Origin of the sequence: Coprococcus sp. RTP31081st1_H1_RTP31081_211007 (genome assembly GCF_040227275.1) — a bacterium.
Taxonomy (GTDB): Bacteria; Bacillota; Clostridia; order Lachnospirales; family Lachnospiraceae; genus Coprococcus; species Coprococcus aceti.
The window spans coordinates 450,681-474,966 of record NZ_JBEHVP010000001.1 but is presented as its reverse complement, the minus strand read 5'-3'; the positions used below and the strand labels follow the sequence as shown (position 1 = coordinate 474,966).

General features: G+C 44.5%; 20 protein-coding genes. 19 read left to right on the top strand and 1 reads right to left on the bottom strand.

What is annotated here, in order from left to right; genetic code table 11:
* Positions 1-27: 27 nt before the first annotated feature.
* The 13 genes from ABUA31_RS02070 (at position 28) to yihA (ending at position 17,266) form a co-directional block, all read left to right on the top strand.
* Complete coding sequence (locus ABUA31_RS02070; RefSeq protein WP_055144170.1) at positions 28-1,089, top strand: DUF58 domain-containing protein; 1,062 nt, start codon at positions 28-30, stop codon at positions 1,087-1,089.
* The gene (locus ABUA31_RS02065) at positions 1,082-3,442 is read left to right on the top strand and encodes a transglutaminase-like domain-containing protein (RefSeq protein WP_349092605.1); all 2,361 of its coding nucleotides are present in this window, start codon (positions 1,082-1,084) and stop codon (positions 3,440-3,442) included. The genes ABUA31_RS02070 and ABUA31_RS02065 overlap by 8 nt, the downstream gene beginning before the upstream one ends.
* Before the next feature lie 40 nt (positions 3,443-3,482).
* On the top strand, positions 3,483-4,184 hold the full coding sequence (locus tag ABUA31_RS02060; protein ID WP_022216034.1) for a 5'-methylthioadenosine/adenosylhomocysteine nucleosidase: 702 nt from the start codon (positions 3,483-3,485) through the stop codon (positions 4,182-4,184).
* Positions 4,185-4,186: 2 nt separating this feature from the next.
* Positions 4,187-4,669, top strand: a complete 483-nt coding sequence (locus ABUA31_RS02055; protein WP_015534167.1) for an S-ribosylhomocysteine lyase — start codon at positions 4,187-4,189, stop codon at positions 4,667-4,669.
* Positions 4,670-4,904: 235 nt separating this feature from the next.
* A complete protein-coding gene (locus tag ABUA31_RS02050) occupies positions 4,905-8,144 on the top strand; it encodes a SpaA isopeptide-forming pilin-related protein (RefSeq protein ID WP_349818407.1) in 3,240 nt (1,079 codons plus the stop codon).
* 103 nt (positions 8,145-8,247) lie between these two features.
* Positions 8,248-9,168 (top strand): phosphate butyryltransferase, encoded by a 921-nt coding sequence (ptb, locus tag ABUA31_RS02045; protein WP_022216032.1) that lies wholly within the window; start codon positions 8,248-8,250, stop codon positions 9,166-9,168.
* A gap of 33 nt (positions 9,169-9,201) precedes the next feature.
* A complete protein-coding gene (gene buk / locus ABUA31_RS02040; protein WP_015534166.1) occupies positions 9,202-10,269 on the top strand; it encodes a butyrate kinase in 1,068 nt (355 codons plus the stop codon).
* A gap of 132 nt (positions 10,270-10,401) precedes the next feature.
* A complete protein-coding gene (locus ABUA31_RS02035; RefSeq protein WP_015534165.1) occupies positions 10,402-10,608 on the top strand; it encodes an alpha/beta-type small acid-soluble spore protein in 207 nt (68 codons plus the stop codon).
* A 267-nt stretch (positions 10,609-10,875) separates the two neighbouring features.
* Positions 10,876-12,162 carry a trigger factor gene (tig, locus tag ABUA31_RS02030; protein WP_015534164.1) on the top strand — a complete coding sequence of 429 codons (1,287 nt, stop codon included), beginning with the start codon at positions 10,876-10,878 and terminating at the stop codon, positions 12,160-12,162.
* A 46-nt stretch (positions 12,163-12,208) separates the two neighbouring features.
* Positions 12,209-12,790: an ATP-dependent Clp endopeptidase proteolytic subunit ClpP gene (clpP, locus tag ABUA31_RS02025; protein WP_015534163.1), complete on the top strand. Its 582-nt coding sequence runs from the start codon at positions 12,209-12,211 to the stop codon at positions 12,788-12,790.
* Between the two features lie 136 nt (positions 12,791-12,926).
* Positions 12,927-14,237, top strand: coding sequence for an ATP-dependent Clp protease ATP-binding subunit ClpX (gene clpX, locus ABUA31_RS02020; protein ID WP_022216030.1), 1,311 nt, complete (start codon positions 12,927-12,929; stop codon positions 14,235-14,237).
* 118 nt (positions 14,238-14,355) lie between these two features.
* Complete coding sequence (gene lon, locus ABUA31_RS02015) at positions 14,356-16,659, top strand: endopeptidase La (protein WP_117874156.1); 2,304 nt, start codon at positions 14,356-14,358, stop codon at positions 16,657-16,659.
* Positions 16,660-16,669: 10 nt separating this feature from the next.
* Complete coding sequence (gene yihA / locus ABUA31_RS02010; RefSeq protein ID WP_015534161.1) at positions 16,670-17,266, top strand: ribosome biogenesis GTP-binding protein YihA/YsxC; 597 nt, start codon at positions 16,670-16,672, stop codon at positions 17,264-17,266.
* Between the two features lie 100 nt (positions 17,267-17,366).
* On the opposite strand, the gene ABUA31_RS02005 is transcribed toward yihA, so the two are convergent.
* Entirely contained in the window at positions 17,367-17,900 is a 534-nt protein-coding gene (locus ABUA31_RS02005) for a DUF4364 family protein (protein ID WP_015534160.1), read from the bottom strand.
* Positions 17,901-18,176: 276 nt separating this feature from the next.
* Here ABUA31_RS02005 and rho point away from each other — a divergent pair, with 276 nt between their 5' ends.
* The 6 genes from rho (at position 18,177) to hisC (ending at position 24,226) form a co-directional block, all read left to right on the top strand.
* The gene (gene rho / locus ABUA31_RS02000; RefSeq protein ID WP_349818406.1) at positions 18,177-19,757 is read left to right on the top strand and encodes a transcription termination factor Rho; all 1,581 of its coding nucleotides are present in this window, start codon (positions 18,177-18,179) and stop codon (positions 19,755-19,757) included.
* Positions 19,758-19,910: 153 nt separating this feature from the next.
* Complete coding sequence (gene rpmE, locus ABUA31_RS01995; protein WP_004853176.1) at positions 19,911-20,117, top strand: 50S ribosomal protein L31; 207 nt, start codon at positions 19,911-19,913, stop codon at positions 20,115-20,117.
* Positions 20,118-20,204: 87 nt separating this feature from the next.
* A complete protein-coding gene (locus ABUA31_RS01990) occupies positions 20,205-21,161 on the top strand; it encodes a DUF1385 domain-containing protein (RefSeq protein WP_022216026.1) in 957 nt (318 codons plus the stop codon).
* A gap of 15 nt (positions 21,162-21,176) precedes the next feature.
* A complete protein-coding gene (gene prmC, locus ABUA31_RS01985; protein WP_015534159.1) occupies positions 21,177-22,040 on the top strand; it encodes a peptide chain release factor N(5)-glutamine methyltransferase in 864 nt (287 codons plus the stop codon).
* Positions 22,041-22,092: 52 nt separating this feature from the next.
* Complete coding sequence (prfA, locus tag ABUA31_RS01980) at positions 22,093-23,169, top strand: peptide chain release factor 1 (protein ID WP_015534158.1); 1,077 nt, start codon at positions 22,093-22,095, stop codon at positions 23,167-23,169.
* Between the two features lies 1 nt (position 23,170).
* A complete protein-coding gene (gene hisC, locus ABUA31_RS01975; protein ID WP_349818405.1) occupies positions 23,171-24,226 on the top strand; it encodes a histidinol-phosphate transaminase in 1,056 nt (351 codons plus the stop codon).
* Positions 24,227-24,286: the final 60 nt, after the last annotated feature.

The following is a 24,286-nucleotide window of genomic DNA, read 5'->3' as shown; positions in this document are numbered from 1 at the left end:
GAGATATAAGTAAAGGAGGATCAGCGGATGAAGTACGCATGGCATGTATTCAAATACATTCTCGTGTTTGTTATAAATCTGTTGATCCTTCTTTTTGTGCATTCATATTTTAATTTCATAGTTATGATACTGATGATAGTTCTGCCGGTCGTGTCAATAGTATGCACCTTTGTGCTTTCAAGGCATTTGACTGTAAAGTTTGGCGGCGGGGAGCAGAACCTTACGGTGGACTCGCCATTTCTCGTATCGGTTGTGCTCGACAACAGCAGCATTATTCCGAATATGAACACAGAGATAGAGATAAGCATGGAGAATGATCTTTTCCATACAAATGGCAGGCATACGCTGTGCATACCTGCATATTCGCGCAGTGCGAATGTGGTGGACTACCAGATAGCCCAGTCGTATGTAGGTGCACTGGAGGTGAAAGCGGACAGAATATGTGTTACTGACTGGCTTGGATTTGTGAGGATAAAGAGCAAATGCAACTCGGTAAAAGAGTACAAGGTTTTCCCTTCCGGAAAGGTTGATGTGGAGGCGGATATGACCGCGGTTTCACAGGGGATGAACGAGGCTGAGGAGAGCCGGAAAAAAGGTCATGATTTCTCCGAGGTTGTGGATGTGAGAGAATACCAGCCGGGGGATAAGCTTCAGAATATACATTGGAAGCTGTCAGCAAAAAAAGACGTGCTGATGGTAAAGGACAGAGAGAGCATGTCGTCAAGCCAGCTCATGATATTGGTAGAGCTTGCCGATGATGAGACACATATATTGAATGATGTACTGAAATCCGCCTACGGCATGGCTGTAAGTCTGTTGGATGAACAACTGCCGTTTACATTCTATTACTGGAGCGGCGCGCAGGGCGATATAGTCAGGACTTCGATAGACAGCAGGGATGATCTCGCTGAATGGATGGAGAAGATCTTTTATGAGCAGGCGTATGCAGATTTTGGCTATGGGTTATCGATGCTTGAGAAGAATCTGGATTCTGACAGAAGGATCATAGTTGTTTCCGGCGATATGAGAGCGGATGGCAATGTAGTGTTTACATATGGAGATCGTGTGAAAGGATACATAATTGGGTAGAATCTTTGGTAGAAAAAAGAAAACTGAAGACAGGAAAGCGGTAGAATTCTGTGAAGGTGTAAGGCTGCTCAACGATCCGGAGATCACAGATGGAGGCAGAGAAGGCGCGGATTACAGAAAAGGAAAGCTGCGCAGAAGAAAATCGGACAGCAGAGGTATTGCTGCAAAATGCCTGCTGGAGATATTTATCATAGGCGGTTCAATGTGCGGCTTTTTGTCGTGTATAGATATGGCGTACGGTGTTCCTGTTATATTTCTGGCGTATGCGCTGCTGGCCATGTACTTCTGTGGTCTGTTCAAATCAGGCAAGGTGTGGGTGAGAGATGTGGGATATGTCATATTTCTTGTCGCTTTTGTCCTGTTCATCATGCTCCTCAGACGTTATATAAACAGTGGATTTTATGCTATCGTAAATGAGTTTCTGGATCATGTGACTGATTATTATGGAGCCCAGGAGGTTAAGGTATTCTCCGAGACTTTGTCCAACAGGGCGCTCACTGTTCCTGTGGCAGCCATCGCTATAGGCTGTGTAGAGATAATAATCCTCAACATTTTCCTTAACACGAATATGAGTGTGTTCTGGGCAGTGTGGTTTTCACTTCCTGTGTTTATATTACCATTGTTTTTCAGGCTTGAGCCGGATGTTATTTACATGTTCATGGTATCCACAGGACTTTTGGGAGTTATCTGCCTTAAGGGAAATGGTCACTTCCGTATAACTGACAAGGACAGTACGTTTGAATATGATGAGAAGAAGCGAAGATTCAGTTACAGGCATAGTGACAGGGCGTCTCTGCAGCTTGCGGCCGGTGTGGCGGCTGTATGTATATTGGTGGGAAGTGCGGTTATCCTTGTCAAGCCGCAGCAGACTTATCTGTACAGGTATCGTGATAGCTCGGCGAAGAACAAGATCGAAGGCCCGCTTGGAAACCTCATCATGTATGGATTTGAATCCCTAAGGAATTCGGCGAATACCGGAGGACTGGCGAATGGAAAGCTTGGAGGCGTGTCGGATGTCACACTTGATGGACAGACGGATCTGGTAATCACATTTGCACCATATAGCACAAACAGGATCTATCTGAAAGCGTTCGTTGGTGATGAGTATAGCTGGGATCATTGGGACAGAGATAAGGATGGCGACTATCCGTCACCGGTCAATTCTGAAGGACATGCCAGAGGACGAATGGATATACAGAACATAGATGGCGCCGGAGATCTAAAATATTACCCTTACTACACTGATATAGAAGCCATGAATACTTACAAAGAGGGCGATTCATTGTACAGTGTGGAGTACAGTCCATCCGCTCTGGCTGAGCCGGTTATGCCATCGGTGGATGACAAGTATCTTGAGATTCCAGAGGAGAATATGGATTCAATACGAAGATTCTGTGAGAGCGCAGGAATCACGGAAAAAGACAGTGTGGATAATGTGCTGCAGAAGGTGTATATATACTTCCTGGAGAATTATCCGTACACACTGCATCCGGGAGCCACGCCGAGGGATGAGGATTATGTCAATTATTTCCTTGATACCACGAAGAAGGGCCTGTGTGCCAATTATGCCACTGCGGGGGCGCTGATCCTGAGATACATGGGGATACCCACAAGATATGTGGAGGGGTATGCCGTGGATTACACCGAGGTCCTTGACGGAACAATGCTCGATGAAGAACAGTTCAGTTACGATGATTATTATTCAGGCTCATCAGAGCTTGGAAGAACGGCTGTTGTTCAGGTGTATGTGGACGATGGCGGAGCTCATGCGTGGATAGAGGCGTTCATACGTGGCAGATGGCAGGTCGTGGAGCTGACACCTCCGTCGAGTGAAGATGAGGATGAGACCCAGGATGATTTTTGGTCCAGATTTGGAAGATGGCTAGTAGGTGATGACAGCGGAGATACCGGAACAGATACGACCGGCACAGCATTTTCACTTGGAAATGCCGTGTGGATAATATATGTTCTGGCGGGATGTATAGCATTTGCAGTGCTCTTGTTTGTGGGACGTATAGCAGTCAGGAAGATAGTTCGTTTTGTGGGTTATCACAGGAGAGATAAGACTGGAAATGTGATAGCTTACTATAGGTATATGTGTGATTATGCAAGACTTGCGTCGGATGATTTTTCGAAGGCGGGAAATCACAGGCAGCAGCTTGAATATTTCTGTAAGGGCGCAGATCCGGCGGAGACTGAGGACCTTGCGGCATATATGGAAGGCATAAGCTATGGCGGCGAGGTGTCCGGGGACGAATATGTACAGCGTATGGGAGAACTTCGGGTGCTGTTCAGGAGCTTTAGGAGACAGGTTCCTTTTATGAAGAGGATATACATATTCCGAATGTTGTAGTATAGTTGACAGGTAGCAATGGATAATGGAGGTATAAGAGATGCTTGGAATCATAGGTGCGATGGACGAGGAAGTCGCAAGACTGAAAGAGATGATAGATGGGCTCCAGGTCACAGACAAGTGTGGCATGAGCTTCTACAAAGGACAGATAGAAGGAACGGATGTCGTGGTCGTAAAGTGCGGTGTCGGCAAGGTCAATGCGGCCATGTGTACCCAGTCGCTGATCGACATGTATGGAGTGTCAGCTATCATCAACACCGGAATAGCCGGATCACTGGATGCTGACATAGATATAGGAGACATCGTTCTGGCTACGGATACCGTGGAGCACGATATGGATGTATCCGCCCTTGGATATGAGCCGGGTGTGATCCCTGATACAGAGCTGAGCGTGTTCAAGACCAGCGATGAGCTGCTTAAGATAGCACAGGACTCAGTGGATGCAGCAAATATAGGAGTCAAGGTGTTCACTGGAAGAGTGGTGAGCGGCGATCAGTTTATCTGGAGCAAGGACAAGAAGAAATGGCTTGTGGAGACATTTGGTGGAAGATGTGCAGAGATGGAGGGCGCGGCCATAGGACATGTTGCAGTGCTGAATAAGGTTCCGTACCTTGTTGTCCGGGCCATATCGGACAAGGCTGATGACAGTGCAGAGATGGATTATCCTACATTTGCGGCAAAGGCTATAGAGAACAGTGTAAACATGATGACAGAGATAATAAAGAGATATGAGGTGAAGTAGACATGGATAAGATAGCAAGTTTTCAGATAAATCATCTTCTCCTGAATCCGGGCATTTATGTGTCGAGAAAGGATAAGGCTGGGGATCAGATCCTCACAACATTTGACATAAGGATGACAAAGCCGAATTATGAGCCGGTTATGAACACTGCGGAGGTTCATACCATAGAGCATCTCGGTGCGACATTCTTGAGAAATAATGAAGAGTATAAGGACAGGGTCATATACTTTGGACCTATGGGCTGCAGGACGGGATTTTATCTCATACTCGCAGGCGATTATGAGTCGAAGGATATAGTGGAGCTTATGATATCAATGTTCGAATTCATAAGACATTATCACGATCCGATCCCTGGAGCAAATCCAAGAGAGTGCGGCAATTACCTGGATATGAATCTCGGTATGGCGAACTATCTTGCAGAGAAATTCCTGTCACAGGTTCTGTATGATATAGATGACAGCAGACTTAATTATCCAGAGGGTTAAATTCCAATTTACAAATGAGATCAAAATATACAGACCATGTAAAAAACGGGTGATTTTCAGTGGAAATTCGCTTTGTTGAGGAATGTTTGCCATTCTATTGACAATGAAGCTTGCGTGCTTTTTAATGCACGTAAGCTTTTTTTGTGCACATAAAACAGCTAAACAGATTCATGAAGACGGCTCTTACCGGATACGGTTATGAATGGGCTGAAACTTAAACAGAAAGGAAGAGATTATGAAAAGATTGTATGTATATAAGATTCTGCTGGCTGTTCTTATGGCCGTATGTGTGGCCGGTGTGGTTTTTTATCATAGGTTCAGTACAAGGTCAAGTGCTGACGAATTGTATGCCGGGGAGAAAAGCAGGCATACTGATGTTATGGCCACCTCAACGGATGGAATTGCGGCTATGGCCGGATATGAGATAAGTTATGAAGATGTGGACTGCATCCTAAGCGGCGATGTGGTGTTTTACAATGAGATGCCATACACGAGGCATTACACGGTGCATAAGGATGGTGTAGAGTACAGGGCATACTGCGGCGATCATAAGAAAAATGAAGTTAAGAGCACGGACAAGGTGGCATTTTCCGTGACAAATAACAGACTGCTTCAGAAAGCGTTTCTGTATGGACCGGGAAGTGAATATGCGTGGTCTGGTTTTAAGGGGGTGTCCGCAGATCACAGACAGCTCATCATGACACTGACTTTGAATTATATAAGACATGGACAGTATTTTGACGTTATAGACGAATTCTATAAATACATATCGGAGACAAAGCGAGATGAGATCGTCCTTCAGGGAGATCAGGCAGATATAGAGATAATAGATGATGGAAGCAAAGAGAATTACGGTAATTATGTAAGTCTTAAGGATTATACCGGTTATGTGGATAAGAAGACTGGTGAGAAGAGAAGAAGAACCAGGATAATGAGGTGTAAGGCAGATGCTGAGAATGGAGTGAGGATCTCGGTACCGGCGGATACATGGCTCCATATCAGGAAAAGCGGAGAAAAGGAGTTCACCATCCACAAGACAGGTAAGGTAACTATAATGGGAGGCGACAGATTCTTTTTCAGTGCTGAGAAGGCTTATAAGGGAACGGGCACAGTAAAGTCTGGTAAAGGGATCCCTGGAGTTACAGTGTATACTGTAGATTCCACTCAGGTAGATGATGACCAGCAGTTGTTATTTGGAACGGTAGCTTCAAGCAGTATTTCTATGGATATTGAATGGACGGGAGAGAAGCCTGTTCTTGGAAAGTTCAGTCTGCACAAGACCGACAGAGATTCCGGCGTCGGTGTGGGAGAAGCTCTGTACAATATTGAGATGGAAGTGAAAAACGGCACACAGAGTCTGCGCACTCTGGTGGCTCAGATAGAGACTGATGAGAATGGACATGGTATAGTTGTGATGTCAGAATATGGCGGACTTGGAACCTATGAGATCACAGATATGCCGTTCGGAACATACAGGATATATGAGGAAAGGGCTCCGTACAACTATGAGAGAAACAGTGCTGTGGCACAGCTCGTTATAAACGAAGAAGGAGAATTCCTGTCCGTGGATGGCAAGGAGGTCAGTACATCCACGGAGCTTGAAATAAGCTGGGAGACTTGGGACAAGGTGATCTCAGGCAAGATTGATCTGAGCATATACAAACAGGATGCGGAGACGGGAGATAAATCTCAGGGAGATGCTGTCTTGTCAGGGGCTGAGTTTACAGTCAATTATTACAGGAATTTTTATAATTCCGTGGACGAGCTCCCAGAGAAGCCGAATCAGAGCTGGACGCTTAAGACGGATGACAGCGGTAAGTGCGGCCTTGAGGATGTGGTTTTGCAGACGGGAACAATCACGGTTCAGGAGACAAAAGCCCCAGAAGGGTACACGCTTGTGAATTCAATATTTAAAAGCGCAAAGGATGGCAATATTATAAAGGATAGTTCAGATGGAATATATCTGGACAGAATAGAACAGGATGGCGACACTGTTCGTCTGGTAAATGGCTACGAGCTTGTGGTCGGGAACCATGTCGTAAGAGGTGACTTCAAATTCAAAAAAGCGGATGCCGAGGATGGGACAGCGATCGCAAATGTGAGATTCCTCGTCGAGAACTCCGATGGCACCCAGTCTGCGGAGATAACAACTGATGCCAATGGCGAATACTCCAGTTCTACGGATGATATCTGGTTTGGGGATGGAAAGCCGGACAAGACCAAAGGATCACTGCCGTATGGAGAGTACACATTGACAGAGCTTCGTTGTGATGCAAATAGGGGAAAGTATAAGAGCATTGCTCCGATAAAATTCAAAATAGATTCAGATGAGTGCGTGTTTGATCTTGGGGACATAGTTGATGAGAGGATGCCGAAGATAGAATCTGTGGCGAAGAACAGTGAAGACGGATCGAAGTTCATTGATCCGGATGCGGAAACTGCAGATATCACGGACACGGTGAGTATGAAAGGGCTGGATATCGGGCACAGATATAAACTGAGCGGAAGCGTTGTCTCACAGGAGTCGGGCAGACCGCTTGGGGCAGATGGATCAACGTCAGATAAATGTTTTACCGCAGATGCAGAGGAGATGACTGTGGATGTGAATTTCAGTTTTTCGGCTGACAGCATAAGTGGTTCGGCTCTTGTCTGCTATGAGGTGCTTACGGATGAGGATTATGATGGCGAGGTCGTAGCTTCACATGAGGATGTGAACCTTGCTTCACAGACAGTTTATACAAAAGAAAAAGAGAAGATCAGAGGGAGCATAAGTGTCCACAAGACGGATGATATTCTGGAGACACCTCTTGCGGATGCGGAGTTCACATTGTACAGGGCATCTGATCATGAAAAGCTCATGACAAAAAAGACTGACAAAGCCGGCAGTGTAGAATTCACCGGACTCGAGCCGGGAGAGTATTATATAAAGGAGACCAGAACTCCCAAGGGTTATATTGCCGACCCGGGGGTAAATTCTATACCGGTGAGCGTGCCGGAGAGTGCAGATGAGCCACCGGTGATAAATGTCAAAAATCACTATGGCATGGTGCATATACTCAAGACGGATCAGGAGGATGGCAGTCCGCTTGCCGGGGCTGTGTTTGGCATATATGATGACCGGGGTGCTCTGATCGCAAAAGCTGAATCGGAAGAAAATGGACAGGCTGTATTTTACGGACTTTCCAGAGGCACGTATAGCATAGAGGAGTTAGCTGCCCCGGAGGGGTACGAAAAAACAGACAAAAAAATTCAGATAGACACATCAAAAAGTGAATATACCATGGATGATCCGGTGATCATAACAAATCATAAAATAAAAGAACATCCATCACCCGACACGCCAAATACTCCTGATACGCCGGACACCGGAGATCGGTATCCTGTTTCGAAGGTTATACTGCTTATGTGCTTTGCCGTAGTTTCGGTTGCGGGAATCGTATTTTACAGGAAAAAATTTACCGGAGAATCAAAATGACAGTAATAATAACATGGGACAATGTGGTTGACCTTTAGATTTATAAGTGATAACATACAAAATGGACTTGTATAAATAATAAATATCACGTGAGGTGCGAAAGATGAGTAAAAGTTTTGATGATTTATTGGCAAAGGTTTCACAGTGCAGCAGAAAGACAGTTTCAGTTGCAGTAGCACAGGATGCGCCTATTCTTGAGGCTGTAAAGGCAGCAAAGGAGAAGGGAATCGCAGATGCTATACTTGTGGGTGACGAGGCAAAGATCAGAGAGGTCGCAGATCAGATCGGTATGGATCTTACAGGTTATGAGATCGTAAATGAGCCAGATGATATAGAGGCTTCACTTAAGGCAGTGAAACTTGTTCATGATCATAAGGCTGACATGTATATGAAGGGACTTCTCTCAACAAAGGATTTCCTGAAGAGTGTCCTCAACAAAGAGGTTGGTCTCAGAAATGGTAAGCCACTTTCACATGTATGTGTATTTGAGATCCCTGGTATTGACAGACTCCTGTACCTTACAGATGTTGCGTTCATGACTTATCCTTCACTTGAGGAGAAGAAGTCGATCATAGAGAACTCTGTAGAGGTTGCTCATGCGTGCGGAATACCTTGTCCAAAGGTTGCTCCACTTGCAGCAGTAGAGGTTGTAAATCCTAAGATGCCTGTAACAGTAGAGGCTGCTGAGCTCACAAAGATGAACGAGAACGGTGAGATCACAGGCTGTATCGTTGACGGACCTCTTTCAATGGATCTTGCGATCGAGCCAGAGGCAGCTATCCATAAGGGAGCTACAGACAGAAAGATCGTTGGAGATGCCGATATCCTTCTGTTCCCAGACATACATGCAGGTAACCTTGTATACAAGACACTTGTTCATACAACAAAGTGTAAGAACGGATGTATCATAACAGGTACAGATGCTCCTGTAATCCTTACATCAAGATCAGATACATTTGAGGTTAAGCTCAACTCAATAGCACTTGCAGCAGTTGTTGCAGAGTCACTTAAGGCAAACAAATAAGCCATACATAAAAAACATTTGGAGGTTTAAAAAATGTCATATAAGATTCTTATAATAAACCCAGGTTCAACATCGACAAAGATCGGTGTGTTCGAGGACGAGACACTTCTGTTTGAGGAGACACTCAGACATACAACAGAGGAGCTTGCAGGCTTCAATATGATAGTAGATCAGAAGGACTTCAGAAAGAAGGTTATTCTTGATGTCCTTGCTGAGAAGAACTTTGACATCAAGACACTTGATGTATGTGTAGGACGTGGTGGAATGCTCAAGCCAATCCCAGGCGGTACATACGCAGTAAGCGATGACCTTCTTGAGGATCTTAAGATCGGTAAGCAGGGCCAGCATGCATCAAACCTTGGTGGTATCCTCGCAAGAGAGATCGGTGATGAGCTCGGAGTCCCTTCATACATCGTAGATCCGGTCGTTGTTGATGAGCTTATGCCATCATCAAGACTTTCAGGAGTACCTGAGCTTCCAAGAATAAGCGTGTTCCATGCACTCAACCAGAAGGCAGTAGCCAAGAGATATGCAAAGGAAGTTGGCAAGAAGTACACAGACCTGAACCTCATCGTAGTACATATGGGTGGCGGTGTATCAGTTGGTGCCCATGATCACGGTAAGGTAGTAGATGTATACAACGCACTTGACGGTGACGGTGCATTCTCACCAGAGAGAGCAGGTGGCGTTCCTTCAGGAGCACTTGTAAAGATGTGCTTCTCAGGCGAGTATACACAGGCTGAGGTTATGAAGAAGCTCGTTGGAAAGGGCGGCTTCAACGCTTACATCGGAAGCAACGATGCAAGAGATCTTGAGAAGCTTGTCAATGAGGGCGATGAGCATGCAAAGCTTGTTCAGGATGCATTCTATCAGCAGGTTGCCAAGGATATAGGTGGTATGGCAACAGTTCTCAGAGGAAAGGTTGATCAGATCATCCTCACAGGTGGAATCGCATATTCAAAGCACACATGCGAAGAGCTTGAGAAGAGAGCAGGATTTATCGCTCCATTTACAGTATATGCAGGAGAGGATGAGCTTCTTGCACTTGCTCAGGGCGCACTCAGAGTCATGAATGGCGAAGAGGAGCCAATGAAGTATTAAGAGAAAAGTGATTTTCAGATAAAAAGTTCATGGCATATAACAGAAATTGCCATTATAACATAAGCCGTATTGTTAATAATACTAACAAGACGAAAGTCTTAAATAATTATTTCAATATGGAGGTACAGGGTTATGGCAAGTTCAAACTCTAACAAGACAAGTGTTCCAGAGGCAAAGAGTGCTATGAACAAGTTCAAGATGGAGGTAGCCAAGGAGATCGGTGTTGATCTTAAGGATGGCTACAATGGAGATTTAACATCAGCTCAGTCAGGTTCAATCGGTGGCGAGATGGTTCGTCAGATGATCAAGAGACAGGAAGAGCAGATGTCAGGAAGATAAGCCTGGCTTATAATCTCCGTTAGATCTACGAACAAAAAGAAGACCTGGTGTATGATCCATACATCAGGTCTTTTGTGTCGTGAAAACTTTCTATTATAATAATAGTATAATGGACTGGACAATCATTTGCACATTATGATATAATCGATGATTGATGTGGACTTTGTCCACACATATAAACAAGAAAAAGATAAATGGATGCTATCTGAGTGCCTTAATTGTAGGGCTTAAGGCACCATTTGCACATTTCAAGGAGGAAATAAAAAGATGAGTTTCACAGTAGAAAAGCTTGAGCACAGCATGGCAAAGCTTACAATCACAGTACCTGCAGCAGATTTTGACAAGGCAATGACAGCAGCTTACAACAAGACAAAGAACAGATTCAATGTTCCAGGCTTCCGTAAGGGCAAGGTGCCAATGGCATTCATCGAGAAGATGTATGGCCCGGAAGTATTCTATGAGGATGCTGCAAATGCAATGATCAACGAGTATTATCCAAAAGAGGCTGTAGCTTCAGAGCTTGAGATCGCATCACAGCCAGTTATTGACGTAATAGAGATGGGCAAGGGCAAGGATTTCGTATTCACAGCAGAGGTTGCTGTAAAGCCTGAGGTTACACTTGGCGATTACAAGGGAATCGAAGTTGAGAAGATCGACGTTGAAGTAACAGATGACGAGGTTCTTGAGGACATCAAGAAGGAGCAGCTTCAGAACGCAAGAAAGGTACTCGTAGAGGGAAGAGCAGCACAGCTTGACGATGAGGTTACTCTTGACTTCGAGGGATTTGTTGATGGTGTTCCATTTGATGGTGGAAAGGGTGAGAACTACAAGCTCGTTCTTGGCTCACATTCATTCATCGATACATTTGAGGATCAGCTTGTTGGTAAGAACATCGGAGAGGATGTTGAGGTTAACGTAACATTCCCAGAGGATTACCAGGCTGAGGAGCTTGCAGGAAAGCCGGCAGTATTCAAGTGCAAGATCAACTCTATCACAGAGTCACAGCTTCCAGAGCTCAATGATGAGTTCGCAAGCGAGGTAGGCGGATGCGATACACTTGACCAGTACAAGGAAGAGGTAAAGCAGAAGATACTTGCAAAGAAGAACAGAGACGCTGCAAACGAGAAGGAAGCAAAGGTTCTTGACAAGGTTATCGAGAACGCAACTATGGATATTGCAGATGCACAGGTTGAGGATATGCAGAAGAGAATGAAGGATGAGTTCGCTCAGACACTTCAGTATCAGGGAATCAGCCTTGAGCAGTATATGCAGATCGTAAACGTTACAGAGGAGTCTCTCATGGAGAGAATCAAGCCGGACGCACTCAAGAGAATCCAGCAGAGAGCAGTTCTTGAGGCTGTAGTAAAGGCTGAGAACATTGAGGCTACTGACGAGGAAGTTGACGAGGAGCTTTCAAAGATGGCAGCTCAGTACCAGATGAAGCTTGAGGATATCAAGGGATTCATGGGCGACGCAGAGAAGGACAGCATCAAGAAGGATGTAGCAGTTAAGAAGGCTGCAAAGCTTCTTGTAGATGAGTCAAAGGAAGTTTAATATTTTAACAGACAGATTGGCTTGATATGTATTGGAGGTAGATAACATGGCATTGGTACCATACGTTGTAGAACAGACTAGCCGCGGAGAGCGAACATACGATATTTATTCTAGATTGCTGAAAGACAGAATCATCTTTCTTGGAGATGAGGTAAATGATGCAACTGCAAGCCTTGTTATAGCACAGTTGTTATTCCTTGAGTCAGAGGATCCTTCAAAGGATATCTCGTTATATATCAACAGCCCGGGTGGATCAGTTACAGCCGGAATGGGAATATATGACACAATGAGATATATCAAGTGTGATGTTTCAACAATATGCTGTGGAATGGCAGCGAGCATGGGAGCATTCCTTCTTGCAGGAGGAACAAAGGGCAAGAGATATGCGCTTCCAAACTCGGAGATCATGATACATCAGCCACTTGGTGGAACTCAGGGGCAGGCAACAGAGATAGAGATCGCAGCCAGACATATATTAAAGACAAAAGAGAAACTCAACAAAATGCTGAGTGAGAATACAGGAAAACCACTTGATGTTATCGCGGCAGATACAGATCGTGATAACTGGATGACTGCTGAGGAGGCTTGTGCATACGGCCTTATCGACAGCGTTATAACAAACAGATAATACAGATAGAGATATCTGATATGTAGAAGATGTATCAGTTGGTTGGAGCCAGCCTGCAGAACCGGCGGTGTATTCGCAGATTCTGGAAAAGACTGGCTCCAGACAATTATAAATAGTGAATAATCGAGGTATTGTAATGGCAGATCGTAGTGACGAGAGAAAACAGCTCAGATGTTCTTTCTGTAATAAGACACAGGATCAGGTTAGAAAACTCATAGCCGGACCTGGGGCTTACATATGTGATGAATGCGTAGAGATATGCTCAGAGATAATAGAAGAAGAACTGGTTGACGCAGGACTTGATTCAGATGGTGATATCAATCTGTTAAAGCCAAAGGAAATAAAAGAATTTCTTGATGAGTATGTAATAGGTCAGGAAGAGGCAAAAAAGGTACTGGCGGTTGCCGTGTACAACCATTATAAGAGAATACTTGCGCAGAAGGATTTTGAGGTTGAATTACAGAAGAGTAATATCCTCATGGTTGGCCCAACGGGATCAGGTAAGACATATCTTGCCCAGACCCTTGCAAAATTGTTAAACGTTCCTTTTGCAATAGCAGATGCTACAACTCTCACAGAGGCTGGATATGTAGGAGAGGATGTTGAGAACATTCTCCTGAAGCTTATACAGGCCGCTGATTATGACATAGAGAGAGCTGAGCATGGAATAATCTATATTGATGAGATAGACAAGATCACAAAGAAGAGCGAGAACGTATCCATAACCAGAGACGTGTCGGGTGAGGGCGTTCAGCAGGCTTTGTTAAAGATAATAGAGGGCACTGTGGCTTCAGTTCCACCTCAGGGTGGAAGAAAGCATCCGCATCAGGAGCTTATCCAGATCGATACGACCAACATATTATTCATATGTGGTGGTGCGTTCGAGGGACTGGAGAAGATCATAGAGAACAGAGTTGGCCAGAAATCAATTGGCTTTAATGCAGAGGTTATAGAGCAGTCAGAGCAGGACGTTGGACAGCTCCTCAAGCAGGTTATGCCACATGACTTTGTAAAGTATGGACTTATCCCTGAATTTGTGGGAAGAGTTCCTGTTGCAGTGACTCTGGATCTTCTGGATGAGGATGCACTTGTGAGAATACTGACAGAGCCAAAGAGTGCAATATGCAAGCAGTATAAGAAGCTTTTTGAGCTTGATGGAGTTCAGCTTGAGATAGAGGATGATGCACTCAGAGAGATAGCAAAGGAAGCTATGGAGCGTAAGACCGGAGCTAGAGGACTTCGAGCTATCATGGAGAATGCTACACTTAATCTTATGTACGAGATCCCTTCAGATCCAACTATAGAGAAGTGTGTTATTACCAAGGGTGTCATAACAGGCGATGAAGAACCTGTACTGACTTACAGAGATCCATCAGAGGATACAGACCTTCCTAAGAAAAAGGTAAGGAAGAAAAAGGCAAATACAGATAACGGCGAGAGTGCATAGTCATTATTGCCGAAATGAGACGTTACAACGCTGACATACATTTGCGCCCTTATAAGCCTTTAAATGTGCAGTGTTGATAACGTCTTATTTTTTAATGATATATACGGAGATAACAGGTATGAATGAGAAAATGTTAGAGATGACAATGATTAGTCTTGACGATGGCGTGGTTATGCCGGAATTGTCCTTCTATCTTGATGCGACAACGCGTGAAGCCTGCGAGGCGGTGGGACATGCAGTCAAGAATGAGGAATGTATATTTCTGGCAAATCCTGTTCATAAGAACGGCGATAAGACAGTTTCGTTTTATGAGATAGGTGTCATAGCCAGGATAAAGCAGTTTGTCAGACTTCAGAACAAAGGCATGAGAGTTCTCATACAGACTGAGAAGAGAGCGCGCCTTGTGGATTACAGCAAGGATAAATATTATGTGTGCCACGTGACAGATGTGGAGGAGACTAACGACATCAGCGAGGATGAGGAGAAGGCTATACAGAGCATACTCAAGGAAAAGCTTAAGGAAGCATTTGACGAGGGTATAGTGAAGAACAACGTTCTGTACAGGGAGATACGTTCATTCAAGTCTGTCAGAAAGCTGGTTGACAGCATGGCCGACTATGTGAATATATCTGATGACAACAGGCAGGAGCTTCTGGAGATGCTAGATGTCAGAAGCCGCGCTATGAGGTTGATACAGATAATGGAGGAAGTTCTCGGAATCGGCAAGATCAAGAAAGAGATCATGGAAAAGGTCAATCAGGAGACCGCTGAGAATCAGAGAAAGTATGTGCTCAGAGAGCAGATGTCCGTTATCCGTAAGGAGCTTGGTGACGACGGCGTAGATGCAAATGTCAGAGAATTTCAGAAGAGACTCGATGAGGCGGGCTGCAGCCAGGAAGTATACGATAAGATAGAAAAAGAGATAAATTACTATAAGGGCATACCTCAGAATGCAGTTGAGAGCAGTGTGTCGGCAAACTATATCGATGTGATGCTCAGCTATCCGTGGAATGTGTCAACGGAAGATAATAATGATCTGCAGTCAGCCATAGACATACTTGACAAAGATCACTATGGCCTTGAGGAGGTCAAAGAGAGGATCGTTGATTATCTTGCTGTTCATATATTGAGCAATAAGGGGGACCTTCCGATCATTTGTCTTGTGGGACCTCCGGGAACAGGAAAGACATCCATAGCAAGGTCGATAGCCCGTGCAACATCGAGGAAATATGTCCGCTTATCACTGGGCGGAGTCCACGATGAGGCGGAGATCCGAGGTCACAGGAAAACATATGTGGGAGCTATGCCTGGAAAGATTGTACAATCCATGATAAAGGCAAAGACGAACAACCCGCTCATGCTTCTCGATGAGATAGACAAGGTGAGCAGTGATTACAAGGGAGACGTGTCATCGGCACTTCTCGAGGTGCTTGATGGTGAGCAGAACAAAGAGTTCAATGATCACTATTTTGGAGTACCGGTGGATCTGAGCAATGTACTGTTCATAGCAACGGCGAACGACCTCTCCGGTATACCGGGGCCGCTCCTCGACAGAATGGAAGTTATAAATATATCGGGATACACGGAGAATGAGAAGTATCATATAGCAAAGCTGTACCTTGTGGAGAAGACCCGTGAGAAGAACGGACTGACAAAATCTCAGTTCAAGATAGATGCCGGTGCCATAAGGGAGATCATAAGCCACTACACGAGAGAGGCGGGAGTCAGAAGTCTTGAGAGAAATATAGACAAGGTGTGTCGGAAGGCCTGCCGCAAGATACTCACCGGTGAGATGGATGTGGTCAAAGTCACAAAGAAGAATATCCAGGATTTTCTTGGCCCATACAAATATAAAGATGAGAATGGAAATCTGAAGAATAAAATTGGCGCTGTCAGAGGCCTTGCTTGGACGGCGGTTGGCGGTGTCACTCTGGAGATAGAGGTCAATGTGCTTCCGGGGACAGGAACTCTTCAGCTCACAGGTAAGATGGGCGATGTTATGAAGGAATCCGCTTATGCGGGAATGAGTTATATCAGATCCCTCAAGGAATCACTGGCGCTTGGAGACGATTACTTTGCAAAGCACGATTTCCATATCCATATACCGGAGGGGGCAGTTCCAAAGGATGGTCCGTCTGCCGGAATAACCATGGCGACAGCGTTGTATTCAGCCATATTTAACGTGCCGGTTAATGGCAGAATAGCTATGACAGGAGAGATAACTCTCAGAGGAGAGGTGCTTCCTATTGGAGGCCTGAAGGAGAAGCTCCTTGCAGCCAAGATGATCGGTGTTAAAGATATACTGATACCGTCGAAAAATGAGAGCGATTATCTGGAGCTGGATGAAGAGATAACATCGGGAGTCAATATTCATTTAGTGGAAGACATGAGGCAGGTGCTTGACCTTGCCCTTGTCAGATAAGGAGAAGTATATGATAGTAAAGAGCGCTGAGCTTGAGACTGTGTGTGGAATTACAAGTAAATTACCTGATAACGATCTCCCGGAGATCGCATTTGCCGGCAAGTCAAATGTAGGAAAATCATCTCTGATAAATGGATTGCTTAACAGGAAGTCGCTTGCCAGAACATCCGCGCAGCCAGGTAAGACACAGACGATCAATTTCTATAATGTAAATAAAAATCTGTACTTTGTGGATCTGCCGGGATATGGATATGCAAAAGTATCGGTGGAGATAAGAGCAAAATGGGGCAAGATGATCGAGAGATACCTTCACGGTTCTCCGCAGCTCAAAAAGGTATTCCTGCTGATAGACATAAGACATGTGCCATCGGAGAATGACTGCATGATGTATGACTGGATCGTGGACAATGGCTATGAGCCGGTGATCATTTGCACAAAACTGGACAAGATCAAGAGAAGCCAGGTTCAGAAGAACTTGAAGCTCATACGTGAGAAACTGGATCTTGTTCCTGGAACAACGATGATACCGTTCTCCGCACAGACAAAGCAGGGAAGAGATGAGATCTGGAATCTCATAGAGGAGACACTGGCACAGGAGCAGCAGTAAAGTAATATGAACATATAGTCAGATAAATAGACAAAAAAATGACTGAGAATATCGAGGAGTATAATTCTTTTCGGTATTCTCAGTCATTTTTATGCTGATATTAGCTGGATGTGTTGGATGCCCATAACTGTTTTACGAGTATATCATATATCTCAGTGCTTTTCTGACGCCAGTTGTCACATATGGCAACAGCCACGGCCTGGGTAGGCACGCTGAACTTTATATCCAGCAGCGGCTCGTTCCTGTCGTTGATGACGCAGGAGACGGTATATTCATTGGAATCGTTGAGGTAGTAGTCAGACTGTATCTCAGTTTCCTTTTTGAGGTTGATCTGCTGTTTCTCAAAGAAATCCAGTATATCCTGTTTGATGGCATATGGGATCCTGTTCTCGAACATGCTCAGGGCTTCCTCACCTTTGTAGGTTATCTTATAATGGGATGCGCCTCTTATGCTTGATACATATACAAATTCGCTTTCTATAAGTCCGTTTATGGCTTCCTGAAGAGTGAAATAATTGGTGTAGCCCTTCTCCAGAACAAAGTCTGAAATCTGTGAATTGGTCAGAGTGAAGTTAACTCTGTCAAGCATATAGAGCACTATGAGTTTATATAATACAATAGATTCGGTTCCCATATCGTGTATCCTTTGTTAAAATGTTTGTCCGTGCTGATGAACGGACAACATTCATATGATAACATTAGTAAAATTTAAAATCAATATATTTACAATTGTTCTATTTATGTTATAATGAGCGGGAATAATATGCGTGCTTAGCGCATTTTTATTTTTTACCGTAATTGAATTTGATGTATCATTGAGAGACACTACTTATTTCTTAGAGTGTTTATATTCCCATAATACTTAATTTATTTGTTGATCATTGGTTTCAGTGAAAGGAGACAATTATATATGGATTTTAGTAAAGCTTCTCTTGCAGAGCTGCGTCAGTTTACCAAGGATAATGGTATAAAAGGCTGCTCGGGAATGAAGAAGGCGGAGCTTGCGCAGTTCCTCATAAAATATGTGGAGGAGCATGTGACAGCGGTTTCAGTGGAAAATAAGAAAAATGTGTCAGAGCCTAAGACCGAGCATGTGGTCAGAGAGACAGCCGGAGACACAGAATACAGAAAAACCAGGATAGTACATCACTCTGAGGGCTCGAGAGGTGATGATTCCAGGGAGAACAATGGACAGAGACGTATGAGAAGAATGGCTACATATCAGGATCACAGCCAGAATCAGGAGAGATACCAGGATAGAGGTCAGAATCAGGACAGAGGTCAGAGCCAGGAGAGATACCAGGACAGAGTCCAGTCAAATCAGACGGCACAGAACGTGAACGAGTATCTGCCGGAGCTCGACAGTGGAAGACAGGCTCACGGAATACTTGAGGTCATGCCTGAGGGATATGGCTTCATAAGAAGTGCAAACTATCTTCCGGGAGATCAGGATATATATGTGTCACCGGCACAGATCAGAAGATTTGGTCTCAAGACAGGAGATATAGTCACAGGTAATATAAGAAACAAGACACAGGGAGAAAAGTTCAGTGCCCTTTTATATGTGGCAAGCGTGAACGATGAGGATCCTGTGGTCATAGCGGCCCGCAAGAGCTTTGAGGAGATGACCCCTATCTTCCCTAATGAGAGGATAGAGCTTGACGGAGACGGTGCTCCTATCCCTATCAGGATGATCAATCTTCTTGCCCCTATAGGTAAGGGACAGAGAGGCATGATCGTTTCACCACCTAAGACAGGAAAGACGACTCTTCTCAAGCAGATCGCAAAGCAGATCAGCAGAAGATATGAGGATATGCACCTGCTCGTCCTTCTCATAGATGAGAGACCTGAGGAGGTAACAGACATAAGAGAGTCCATAGAGGGCCCTAATGTGGAGGTTATCTATTCAACATTTGATGAGCTTCCAGAGCATCATAAGAGAGTGTCAGAGATGGTCATTGAGAGAGCAAAGAGACTTGTGGAGTCCAAGAAGGATGTCGTGATCCTGCTCGACAGTATCACACGTCTGGCAAGAGCGTATAACCTCACGGTCGCTCCTAGCGGAAGAACTCTGTCAGGTGGTCTTGATCCTGCAGCGCTTCACATGCCAAAGAGATTCTTTGGTGCCGCCAGAAACATGCGTGAGGGAGGAAGCCTTACGATCCTTGCCACAGCGCTGGTCGACACGGGCAGCAAGATGGATGACGTTGTATTTGAGGAGTTCAAGGGAACCGGTAACATGGAGCTTGTGCTTGACAGAAAGCTCTCAGAGAAGAGGATATTCCCTGCCATAGATATAGCAAAATCCGGCACCAGAAGAGATGATCTTCTGCTCAACAAGGAAGAGCAGGAGGTTGTCACAGCCATTCACAAGGAGCTCATGGGAAGTAAATCAGAGGATATTCTTGAGGATGTCAGAAAGCTGTTTGTTCGTACCAGAAACAACAAAGAATTTATCCACTATGTAAAGCAGTCACTTCTCAGAAAATAACAGCAGGATTGTTGAGATGATTTTGTCAAAAAAATCAAAAAACTGCTTGCATTGTACTGGTCACTATGTTAGAATACAGAAGTTGTGTTATGAAGAACCCTGGCTTTATGCCTGTTCTCATATATAAATATATATGTAAAGAGGTGAAAAAGAATGCGTAAAGGAATACATCCAGATTACTATCAGGCAAAGGTTGTATGTAACTGTGGTAACGAGTTCGTTACAGGATCAACAAAGGAAGAGATTCACGTAGAAATTTGCTCAAAGTGTCATTCATTCTACACAGGTCAGCAGAAGGCAATCAAAGCACGTGGTAGAATTGATATGTTTAATAAGAAGTATGGCGTTCAGGCCAACTAATAAAAACGTTGATAGCTTGAGGTTATTTTACAATAATCTCAAGCTGTTTTTTTATTATCCAGTTAAATATACCGATAGGAGATTGGCGTGAAGAGAGTAAGAATAGGCGGTCAGGCTGTCATGGAAGGTGTCATGATGAAAAATGGCGACAGATATGCGGTGGCAGTCAGAAAACCGGATAAAGATATAGAAGTGAAAGTTGTGGATTATGTGTCCATGGCATCGAGAAGTGTATTTTTCAGAGTTCCTATAATCAGGGGAGTTGTCAATTTCGTGGAATCCCTCGTGATAGGAGTGAAGACCCTCACATACTCAGCATCGTTTTACGATGACGAGGAGCCTGAGAAGGCGGAGAAAGAGAAAAAAGAAAAGAAAAAAGAGAGGACACCTGAGCAGCAGAAAAGAGCGGACGATGCGGCGATGATAGGTACAGTGTTATTTTCACTTGTATTTGCCATCGCGTTATTCATGATGCTTCCTGCATTTATCGGGGAACTCATAGACAAGGTTATAGATAACAGGATCATAATGTCTGCCATAGAGGGAGTTATAAGACTTGGAATATTCCTGGGATATGTGGCACTCATATCGCTTATGAAGGATATACAGAGAGTGTTCATGTACCATGGGGCAGAGCACAAGACGATCAACTGTTTTGAGGCTGGGGTGCCACTGACTCCGGAGAACGTGAAGAAGTATTCAAGATATCATAAGAGATGCGGAACAAGCTTTCTGTTCATCGTAATGATAATAAGCATAATTGTTTTCATGTTTATAAGCGCAGATACGGCATGGCTCAGACTTGTCATAAGACTGCTGCTGGTTCCGGTAATCGCCGGTATATCATACGAATTTATAATGTTTGCTGGCAAGAGTGATTCAAAGCTTGCAAATGCGCTGTCAGTTCCGGGAATGTGGGTTCAGAGACTCACCACAAGGGAGCCGGATCTTGACATGATAGCAGTTGCGATAAAGTCCGTGGAGGCAGTTATAGACTGGGAGGCATACCAGGACGCCATGCACAAGGGCGAGATAGAAGATTAAAGGATTTCGATAGAGATGAAGCTGTGTGAACTTTTGAGAATGGGACGGGACAGGCTGGAGAAAAGTGATGTTCCTGATGCGGATATAGACGCTGATATATTGTGGCAGTACCTGTCGGGTATGAACCGTATGGATATGATCATGGCCAGAGAAGATGACGTGGATGATGATAAATCGGAAGCCTACATGAAGCTCATAGAAAAGAGGAGCACAAGGATTCCGCTTCAGTATATCACAGGTGAGCAGAATTTCATGGGATATGATTTTGATACCGCAGAAGATGTGCTCATTCCAAGGATGGACACAGAGACTCTTGTTGAGACGGCATTGAAGCTTGTAAAGGACGCTGACCATAACGTTGATGTTTTGGACATGTGCTGCGGTTCGGGCTGCATAGGAGTATCGTTTGGACTCTGGAACAAGAACAGCAGGATCGTACTTGCCGATGTATCTGAGGCAGCGATCGGTCTTGCAAGGAGAAATGTAGCGAAACTGTGTGCAGGGGATGATAGATTTGAAGTGGTCAGGACGGATCTCTTTGAGCAGATATCCGGGAAATATGACCTCATACTGTCGAATCCTCCATATATAAGAAGTGATGTCATAGAGACACTCATGCCGGAGGTCAGGGAGCATGAACCACATCTGGCACTTGACGGAACGGCGGATGGATTGTATTTTTATAGAATAATAGCCGATAAGGCGAGAGAATATATAAAGGATGAAGGATATGTTGTATTCGAGATTGGCAATGATCAGGCAGAAGATGTACAGTACCTCCTTGTAGATTCAGGTTATGACGATATACATGTTGTACAGGATCTGAGTGGTAATGACCGGGTGGTGTACGGCAGATATGACAGAGAAGATAACCGGTAGATTTAACGCTGCAGGAGACAGCGTGACAGAATGAATATAGAGAGGTATAGATATGTTTGACAGATTAGAAGAACTTGTAGATAAGCTTGATACGATAAATAATCAGCTCACCGATCCTGATGTTGTGTCAGATCAGAACAAATTCAGAAAGCTCATGAAGGAGCAGAGCGATCTCTCACCTATAGTTGAGAAGTACCATGAGTACAAGGATGCAAAGACTACCATAGAGGACAGTCTTGAGATTCTTGAGGAGGAGAGCGACGAGGAGCTCCGCGAGATGGCAAAGGAAGAGATGAATGAGGCAAAGGCGAATCTCGAGACCATAGAGCAGGAACTCAAGATTCTTCTGCTTCCAAAGGACCCTAACGATTCCAAGAACGTAATCGTGGAGATCCGTGCCGGTGCAGGCGGAGATGAGGCTGCTCTGTTCGCATATGAGGTGTACAGAATGTACCAGAAATATGTTGACCAGTTCAAGTGGAAGGTTGAACTTATGAGTGTCAACGAGAACGGTATCGGAGGATTCAAGGAGGCTGTGTTCATGATCACCGGAGACGGTGCTTACTCTAAGATGAAGTACGAGAGTGGTGTACACAGAGTACAGCGTATACCTAAGACAGAGTCAGGCGGAAGAATCCATACATCGACCATAACAGTTGCGGTTATGCCTGAGGCTGAGGAAGTTGATGTAGAGATAAATGAGAATGATATAAGGATAGATGTAATGCGAGCATCAGGAAACGGTGGACAGTGTGTCAATACAACCGATTCGGCAGTACGTCTTACACATATACCGACAGGAATAGTAATCTACAGCCAGACAGAGAAATCACAGCTCCAGAACAAGGCAAAGGCATTTGCCCTTCTGAGATCAAAGCTGTACGACATGGAGCTCCAGAAGCAGCATGACGCAGAGGCTGCGGACAGAAGAAGCCAGATAGGAACAGGAGACAGATCAGAGAAGATCAGAACATACAATTTCCCTGAGGGAAGAGTTACAGATCACAGGATCAAGCTCACATTATACAAGCTTGACCAGATCATGAACGGAGATCTGAATGAACTTATAGACAGTCTTATAGCGGCTGACCAGACAGCAAAGCTGGCACAGGTGAATGAGGAGGAATAATATGGCAGCGTGGAGTGACAATATAAGAAAAGTAGAACCTTATGTTCCGGGTGAACAGCCTAAGGATACAGATGTGATAAAGCTCAATACGAATGAGAATCCGTACGGCCCGTCACAGAGAGTGAAGAATGCAATGATGGATATCGATACACTCAGATTATATCCGGATCCAACAGCATCGGCACTTGTCGATGTGCTTGCAGAGTATCACGGAGTTAATCCTTCACAGGTATTTGTGGGAGTGGGTTCGGATGATGTGCTTGCCATGTCGTTTCTTACATTTTTCAACTCTGACAAACCAATATTGTTCCCTGACATTACATATTCCTTCTATGAGGTGTGGGCAGAGCTTTTCAGTATCCCTTACGAGAGACCGGCACTTGACGAAAACTTCAGGCTGGTGAAGGAGAATTACTACAGAGAGAACGGGGGAATCGTATTCCCTAATCCAAATGCCCCTACAGGAATATACGAGGACATAAAGAATGTGGAGGATATAGTCAGCCACAACAAAGATTCGATAGTCATAGTAGATGAGGCGTATATAGATTTCGGCGGCGAATCGGCACTTGGCCTTATAGACAAATATGACAATCTTGTGGTTGTAAGAACGTTCTCAAAGTCGAGATCCATGGCGGGACTCAGGATAGGATATGCAATAAGCAACCCGGTTCTGATAAAGGCCCTCAATGACGTAAAGTATTCATACAACTCATATACAATGAACAGACCGTCACTGATAATGGGAACAGAGTCAGTTAAGGACGATGAGTATTTTAAGGAGACTGTTTCAAAGGTGGTCGCCACGAGAGAGAGATTCGTGGAAGCTATAAAGCCACTTGATTTTACATGCCTTCCTTCGTCTGCAAACTTTGTATTTGCAACGCATAAGGATATTCCGGCAAAGGAGATATTCCAGGCTGCGAAGGATGCCCATATATATGTCAGATATTTTGACAAACCACGTATAGACAATTATCTGAGGATATCCATTGGTACGGATGAAGAGATGGATAAATTCACAGAGTTCCTTACAAATTATATACAGGAGAGATAATAAACAGACCGCTGTGCCGAAGGCATGGCGGTTTTTTCTTGATATGGCGGCAACAACTGT

Excerpts from the sequence above, each read along its gene's own strand:
- buk (WP_015534166.1), top strand. The coding sequence starts at position 9,202 with ATGTCATATAAGATTCTTATAATAAACCCAGGTTCAACATCGACAAAG.
- ABUA31_RS02050 (WP_349818407.1), top strand. The coding sequence starts at position 4,905 with ATGAAAAGATTGTATGTATATAAGATTCTGCTGGCTGTTCTTATGGCC.
- ptb (WP_022216032.1), top strand. The coding sequence starts at position 8,248 with ATGAGTAAAAGTTTTGATGATTTATTGGCAAAGGTTTCACAGTGCAGC.
- yihA (WP_015534161.1), top strand. The coding sequence starts at position 16,670 with ATGATAGTAAAGAGCGCTGAGCTTGAGACTGTGTGTGGAATTACAAGT.
- clpX (WP_022216030.1), top strand. The coding sequence starts at position 12,927 with ATGGCAGATCGTAGTGACGAGAGAAAACAGCTCAGATGTTCTTTCTGT.
- ABUA31_RS02060 (WP_022216034.1), top strand. The coding sequence starts at position 3,483 with ATGCTTGGAATCATAGGTGCGATGGACGAGGAAGTCGCAAGACTGAAA.
- tig (WP_015534164.1), top strand. The coding sequence starts at position 10,876 with ATGAGTTTCACAGTAGAAAAGCTTGAGCACAGCATGGCAAAGCTTACA.
- lon (WP_117874156.1), top strand. The coding sequence starts at position 14,356 with ATGAATGAGAAAATGTTAGAGATGACAATGATTAGTCTTGACGATGGC.
- ABUA31_RS02055 (WP_015534167.1), top strand. The coding sequence starts at position 4,187 with ATGGATAAGATAGCAAGTTTTCAGATAAATCATCTTCTCCTGAATCCG.
- ABUA31_RS02070 (WP_055144170.1), top strand. The coding sequence starts at position 28 with ATGAAGTACGCATGGCATGTATTCAAATACATTCTCGTGTTTGTTATA.
- prfA (WP_015534158.1), top strand. The coding sequence starts at position 22,093 with ATGTTTGACAGATTAGAAGAACTTGTAGATAAGCTTGATACGATAAAT.
- rho (WP_349818406.1), top strand. The coding sequence starts at position 18,177 with ATGGATTTTAGTAAAGCTTCTCTTGCAGAGCTGCGTCAGTTTACCAAG.
- ABUA31_RS02005 (WP_015534160.1), bottom strand. The coding sequence starts at position 17,900 with ATGGGAACCGAATCTATTGTATTATATAAACTCATAGTGCTCTATATG.
- clpP (WP_015534163.1), top strand. The coding sequence starts at position 12,209 with ATGGCATTGGTACCATACGTTGTAGAACAGACTAGCCGCGGAGAGCGA.
- hisC (WP_349818405.1), top strand. The coding sequence starts at position 23,171 with ATGGCAGCGTGGAGTGACAATATAAGAAAAGTAGAACCTTATGTTCCG.
- rpmE (WP_004853176.1), top strand. The coding sequence starts at position 19,911 with ATGCGTAAAGGAATACATCCAGATTACTATCAGGCAAAGGTTGTATGT.
- ABUA31_RS02035 (WP_015534165.1), top strand. The coding sequence starts at position 10,402 with ATGGCAAGTTCAAACTCTAACAAGACAAGTGTTCCAGAGGCAAAGAGT.
- prmC (WP_015534159.1), top strand. The coding sequence starts at position 21,177 with ATGAAGCTGTGTGAACTTTTGAGAATGGGACGGGACAGGCTGGAGAAA.